The 6,201-nt window shown below is 45.8% G+C and carries 6 protein-coding genes and 2 tRNA genes; all 8 read right to left on the bottom strand.

Translation table 11 applies throughout. The features are described from left to right. On the bottom strand, positions 1-728 hold a 728-nt coding region (locus tag AB4496_RS13580; RefSeq protein WP_372131142.1), incomplete at its 3' end, for a M16 family metallopeptidase. A gap of 9 nt (positions 729-737) precedes the next feature. Further along, positions 738-1,199, bottom strand: coding sequence for a YqaA family protein (locus tag AB4496_RS13585; RefSeq protein ID WP_004735497.1), 462 nt, complete (start codon positions 1,197-1,199; stop codon positions 738-740). 6 nt (positions 1,200-1,205) lie between these two features. Then, positions 1,206-2,159: an NADP-dependent oxidoreductase gene (locus tag AB4496_RS13590; RefSeq protein WP_009847616.1), complete on the bottom strand. Its 954-nt coding sequence runs from the start codon at positions 2,157-2,159 to the stop codon at positions 1,206-1,208. Positions 2,160-2,332: 173 nt separating this feature from the next. After that, entirely contained in the window at positions 2,333-3,463 is a 1,131-nt protein-coding gene (locus tag AB4496_RS13595) for a sodium ion-translocating decarboxylase subunit beta (RefSeq protein ID WP_009847617.1), read from the bottom strand. A 9-nt stretch (positions 3,464-3,472) separates the two neighbouring features. Beyond that, positions 3,473-5,257: a sodium-extruding oxaloacetate decarboxylase subunit alpha gene (oadA, locus tag AB4496_RS13600; RefSeq protein ID WP_009847618.1), complete on the bottom strand. Its 1,785-nt coding sequence runs from the start codon at positions 5,255-5,257 to the stop codon at positions 3,473-3,475. 32 nt (positions 5,258-5,289) lie between these two features. Beyond that, positions 5,290-5,547, bottom strand: coding sequence for an oxaloacetate decarboxylase subunit gamma (locus AB4496_RS13605; protein WP_004741884.1), 258 nt, complete (start codon positions 5,545-5,547; stop codon positions 5,290-5,292). 375 nt (positions 5,548-5,922) lie between these two features. Next, a tRNA-Arg gene (locus tag AB4496_RS13610) sits at positions 5,923-5,999 on the bottom strand. 84 nt (positions 6,000-6,083) lie between these two features. Further along, a tRNA-Arg gene (locus AB4496_RS13615) sits at positions 6,084-6,160 on the bottom strand. Positions 6,161-6,201: the final 41 nt, after the last annotated feature.

Here is a 6,201-nt window from a genome sequence, read left to right on the forward strand (position 1 = left end):
TCGATAGTCAGTACCGCATTATTTGGGCCGTACCAACGTAGGAAGAACGCCTTAAGGTCATTCACATCAACACGGTCTAGATCTTCCACATAACCGATTGGTTGCCATGAGTAAGGATGACCTTCAGGGTAAAGCGCTTCACCCATGCGTTCCCACATCAAGCCATAAGGACGGTTTTCATAACTTTGAGCACGTTCGTTTTTAACCGTGCCTCTTTGAACTTCGAATTTCTTCTGAGAAACCGCATCCAATAAAAAACCCATTCGGTCTGATTCTAACCACAACATTTTCTCAAGTTGGTTAGATGGAACGGTTTCAAAGTAGTTAGTACGATCACGGTTAGTCGTGCCGTTTAACGAGCCACCCGCCTCGGTAATGATCTTAAAGTGCTGCTGGTCACCGACGTTCTCAGAGCCTTGGAACATCATGTGTTCGAAGAAATGAGCAAAGCCCGATTTGCCTATTTCTTCACGAGCTGAGCCGACATGATAGGTCACATCCACATGTACAAGAGGATCAGAATCATCAGGGGAAAGAATAACTGTCAGGCCGTTTTCAAGCTGATATTTGGTGTAAGGGATCACCACTTTATCTTTAGAAGGCTTAACCTCTTCTAACAGAGTGACACCTTCAGGTAACGAGGAAAAGAAGGGTGTAGAGCTAGGTACATTGTAAGAACAGCCTGCAATGGCGATAAGAGAAAATGTACCAAGTAAAACCTTTTTCATAGGTTCTCCTTAGAAAAAACCGAAGTAGATAGCAGCAAGTAAGCTGTAGCGAGCGGCTTTGCCAATCGCTATCAAAATAACGCTAGGAATAAATTTCATTCTTAACCAACCCGCGGCTAAGCACAAAGGGTCACCAATGATCGGCAACCAACTGAATAACAGTGTCCAATAGCCATAGCGGCTCAGCCAAGCCATAGCCTTATGACCATGCTTTTCAGATTGAGTTCGATTAGGCAGCCACAAACCAATCCAATAGTTGGTCAGCCCGCCTAAAGTATTACCGAGTGTCGCCAGAAGAATGATTGATGATGTTGAGAACTGATCTAAGCTCAATGCTGCAACAAGGCTTGCTTCTGAGCCCCCTGGTAACAATGTGGCACTCAAGAAGCCACTAATGAAGAGCACCCACAGCGCCGAGTCAGAAAACCACAACGCTATGTTTTCAAAAAGAGAATTAAAGAACTCTAGCACTGCATATTAACCTTCTTGCATTTTAAGTAGTACCTTGCCTCTGGTGTGTCCGGTTTCTACTTGTAGATGCGCCGACTGTGCTTCATCTAACGGGTAGATAGTTTGAATTTCTGTTTTGAGCAACCCTACGCTAACCATGTAAAGCATAGTGTCCATTTGCTCTGGATTTGGCTCAACGAGCATACCTGAAGCGGTGAAACCCAATAATGTCGCTTTCTCGCAAATTAATTCAGCAGACAGCGTAGGCACCGTTACCACTCTCGCACCATCTTTCAAACACTTCAACGCATCAAGCGCGGTATCACCACCCACTAAATCAATCAGTACATCAACATCAGAGACTCTTTCCGATGCTGGCGCAAATTTATAGTTAATCGCATGAGCGCCTAACGTAGCAAGGTAATCAAGGTTAGCCTCGCTGCAGGTCGTGTAAACCTCAGCTTTTGCAGCCACTGCGATTTGAACCGCAAGGTGACCAACGCCGCCGGCGCCCGCTAAGATGAGTACGCGATCGCCCTCTTTCACTTCCGCTTTGTTAAGCGCTTGTGCTGCGGTTTGGCTAGCGAGTGGTAAAGCTGCAGCCGCTTCTAACGCAACCGAGTCTGGGACCATACTTAATGCGACTTCTGGAACACACACATACTGGCTATAACCGCCACCTTGCAGTGGAAAACCAATAAATCCGGCTACGTTATCACCAACAGTAAAACGCTCTGCCTGTTCGCCTAGCGTAACAATTTGCCCTGAAATATCGTAACCAGGAACCCAAGGAAGGTTGTCTTTGTTTTGTGCTGCCGCCCAACCAAGGCCAGCACGGGTTTTTACATCAATAGGATTAACGCCTGAAAAGGAAACTTTAACCACCACTTCTCCGGCCTTAGGCTCAGGAATAGTACTGGTTTGAATACTGAGGTTTTCGACGCCGCCGAATTGAGTAATCGCAATCTGTTTATTTTCCATTTCCACATTTCCTTGATTGATAGAAGCCCTGATGAGTAAGCACCCTAATTAATAAAAAGAAAGGGATGCGAAAGCATCCCTTTGACTATAAACCATTTAATAAGGCGAAGTTAACCGCTCATGCGTAAATTGACGACCAATTAACGTAACGAGCAGCATAGCCAAGTAACTCATTAACCTACGAGAGCTAATAGGATACCCGCAGCAACGGCACTACCAAGTACACCCGCTACGTTCGGACCCATCGCATGCATCAACAGGAAGTTCTGAGGGTTTGCCTCAAGTCCAACCTTATTCACAACACGAGCCGCCATCGGAACCGCTGATACACCAGCGGCGCCAATCAGTGGGTTAATGTCTTCTTTCGAGAAGCGGTTCAGCAGCTTCGCCATCAATACACCACCAGCCGTACCAATACTAAACGCCACCGCGCCTAAACCTAGAATACCCAGTGTCTCTAAGTTCAAGAACGTATCCGCTTGAAGCTTAGAGCCAACACCTAGGCCAAGGAAAATAGTCACAACGTTAATCAGTTCGTTTTGGGCTGTTTTTGAAAGACGATCAACCACACCCGCTTCGCGCATTAAGTTACCCAAACAGAACATACCTACTAGAGGGGTTGCTGATGGTAGGAACAAAATCGTCATAAGCAGTACAGCTAGCGGGAAAAGGATCTTCTCAGCTTTGCTTACATGACGAAGTTGAGCCATCTTAATTTGGCGCTCTTCAGGAGACGTTAACGCTTTCATGATTGGTGGCTGAATAATAGGAACTAAAGCCATGTAGCTATACGCCGCTACCGCAATCGCACCTAATAGATCAGGAGATAGCTTGCTCGCCAAAAAGATCGCGGTTGGGCCATCGGCACCACCAATGATCGCAATTGACGAAGCATCTGCCATTGAGAACTCCATTCCTGGTACATAGTTCAGCAAGATCGCGCCAAATAGCGTTGCGAATATACCAAACTGAGCAGCAGCCCCGAGCCACAGTGTTTTAGGGTTAGCAATCAACGCACCAAAGTCCGTCATAGCTCCAACACCCATAAAGATCAGCAGTGGAAAAATGCCAGTTTCAATACCAATGTAGTAAACGTAGTAAAGCAAACCGCCGGGATCCGTGAATCCAGCATTTGGAATATTGGCTAATACAGCACCAAAACCAATAGGTAACAGCAGTAAAGGTTCAAACCCTTTGCGAATTGCCAAAAACAACAGTGAGCAACCAACCAACATCATACAGATCTGGCCGAACTCAAAGTTAGCAATCCCTGTTTCAGACCATAAGGTCATCAATCCTTCCATGGTGCTCCCTTACGCTAAGCTTAGTAGTGGAGCGCCTACAGTAACTGCATCGCCTTCTTTAACATTCAATTCTTGAACGATACCACTGCGAGCAGCTCGTACTTCCGTTTCCATTTTCATCGCTTCTAGGATCAGAAGAACATCACCTTCGGCCACTTCAGCACCCGCCTGAACGATGACTTTAAAGATGTTGCCGGCTAATGGAGCTGGAACCGCTTCTGCATCAGAAGCCGCAGCAGGTGCTGCTTGAGCTGCTTGTGCAGGTTTCGCTGATGGAGATACCGATGTCAGTTCACCTTGAGGGCCAACTTCAACATCATAAACTTGACCATCAACCTTCACGCTGTAGCTCTCAATGCCGCCAGCAGCAGGTTGTGGTGCCGCCGTAACAGGAGTTGCAGCTTCAGCCGTTGGTACAGGTTCAAACGCTTCAGGGTTGTGACGGTTTTTAAGGAACTTAAGACCCACTTGTGGGAATAGTGCGTACGTCAGTACATCATCAACGGTATCTTCAGCGAGTGAAATACCATCTGATTTCGCTTTTTCTAAAAGGTCAGTCGTTAACGTATCCATTTCAGACTTAAGTAAGTCAGCAGGACGACACGTGATTGGCTCAGCACCATCTAACACTTTCGCTTGCAGTTCAGCATCAACCTCAGCAGGAGCTTGACCGTATTCGCCTTTCAGTAGACCCGCAGTCTCTTTAGTGATGCTCTTGTAGCGCTCACCCGTTAGAACGTTGATAACCGCTTGAGTACCGACAATCTGAGAAGTAGGTGTTACCAAAGGAATGTAACCCAACTCTTTACGTACGCGTGGGATCTCTTCTAGAACTTCATCCATGCGATCGGCAGCGCCTTGCTCTTTAAGCTGGCCTTCCATGTTGGTTAACATGCCGCCAGGAACTTGAGCGATCAAGATTCGAGAATCGACACCTTTTAGCTGGCCTTCCCATTTCGCATACTTTTTACGTACATCACGGAAGTAAGCCGCGATTGGTTCGATTTGGTCTAGTTTGAGATTCGTGTCGCGCTCTGTGCCTTCTAGCATAGCAACAACCGTTTCGGTTGGTGTATGGCCGTAAGTACAGCTCATAGAAGAGATTGCGGTGTCTAGAATATCAATACCCGCTTCAACAGCTTTAACGGCTGTAGCGGTTGATAGACCCGTTGTCGCGTGGCTATGCAGCGCTAGAGGCACATCACAAGACGCTTTGATGCGAGTGATTAGCTCTTCCGCTTCATAAGGCTTTAATAAACCTGACATATCTTTGATGCATAGTGAATGACAACCTAGATCCTCTAGGCGCTTAGCCAAATCAACCCACGTATCTGAGTTGTGAACCGGACTGGTTGTGTAAGACAACGTACCTTGAGCGTGGCCGCCAACATCAATCGTTGCTTTCACTGCGGTTTCAAAGTTACGTACGTCATTCATCGCATCAAAAATACGGAATACGTCCATGCCGTTACTATGGGCACGTTCAACAAACTTTTCTACTACATCATCCGCGTAGTGACGGTAACCCAATAAATTTTGACCACGCAGTAGCATCTGCATTGGTGTGTTGGGCATCGCTTTTTTCAGCTCTCGTAAACGTTCCCACGGATCTTCTCCAAGAAAACGGATGCACGAATCAAACGTTGCGCCGCCCCAAGTCTCAAGTGACCAGTAACCGACTTTATCCAGTTCTGCCGCAATTGGCAGCATATCTTCGATACGCATACGAGTAGCAAATAGTGACTGGTGCGCGTCACGAAGTACCACATCTGTGATAGCTAGTGGTTTAGACATGCTCATAAACTCCTTTTTAATCCTTTAAAATGCTACTTAGCAGTAGACGCACGGTATTGATGAACCGCGGCCGAAATTGCTGCCACTACCTGTGGACTAACAGCTGAAGGGTTTGATTGTGATTTTTGAATTTTTTTAGGTGCTGCGATCGGCTCCGGTACTTCTTCTGGTACCAGTTTTGACATCAACCGAACGAGGTAAACTAGAATAGTTAAGAAAATAAAGACAACGGACATCCCCGTTATCATTAGAGTCGCCGCATCTCCTAGCAGGCTTCCAATATTAGTCATGTTGCTTCCTTTCTTCGTCATCCTGACATACGTACAGGATTTCAGCGAATAGTGATCCCGACCCATGGATTATCTCGATTGGTAAAAGTTTGTCAATTTTGTTTAAGGTTCTGTTACGGATAACGCACACATAAGGTTAATTATTCGCCTATCAGATCACATAAATCTGTCAAATGAGTCATTTTTAGATATTTAAACTGTGACTTAAACGGGGCTTTTCTGAGAATTGATATGAGAAAGGTAGAATAACAAAGAAGCAATCAAGAATTACTTTAAATACAACAAGTTAAAAACACCACAAATTTAACATTGTTGCAACAAATTTACAGAAGACATAAAAAAAGCCTCGTAAAAACGAGGCTTTCTCTAATAATGTGGTGCGCCCTGGAGGATTCGAACCTCCGACCGCCTGGTTCGTAGCCAGGTACTCTATCCAGCTGAGCTAAGGGCGCAACGGTTTCGATATTAAGCAGTTAATTAAGGCAATAAAGCAAAACTAAACATTCAACATCAGGATTAGTAAAAACCCTAAATAGTGGTGCGCCCTGGAGGATTCGAACCTCCGACCGCCTGGTTCGTAGCCAGGTACTCTATCCAGCTGAGCTAAGGGCGCAACGGTTTCGATATTAAGCATAAAGTTAAAACTAAACGTTC

It is taken from the genome of Vibrio sp. 10N.222.46.A1 (assembly GCF_041473595.1).
GTDB lineage: Bacteria > Pseudomonadota > Gammaproteobacteria > Enterobacterales > Vibrionaceae > Vibrio > Vibrio tasmaniensis_A.

What these genes read in the sequence shown, in the direction of transcription:
- AB4496_RS13590 (WP_009847616.1), bottom strand. Translation starts at nt 2,159, where the DNA reads ATGGAAAATAAACAGATTGCGATTACTCAATTCGGCGGCGTCGAAAAC.
- AB4496_RS13595 (WP_009847617.1), bottom strand. Translation starts at nt 3,463, where the DNA reads ATGGAAGGATTGATGACCTTATGGTCTGAAACAGGGATTGCTAACTTT.
- oadA (WP_009847618.1), bottom strand. Translation starts at nt 5,257, where the DNA reads ATGTCTAAACCACTAGCTATCACAGATGTGGTACTTCGTGACGCGCAC.
- AB4496_RS13605 (WP_004741884.1), bottom strand. Translation starts at nt 5,547, where the DNA reads ATGACTAATATTGGAAGCCTGCTAGGAGATGCGGCGACTCTAATGATA.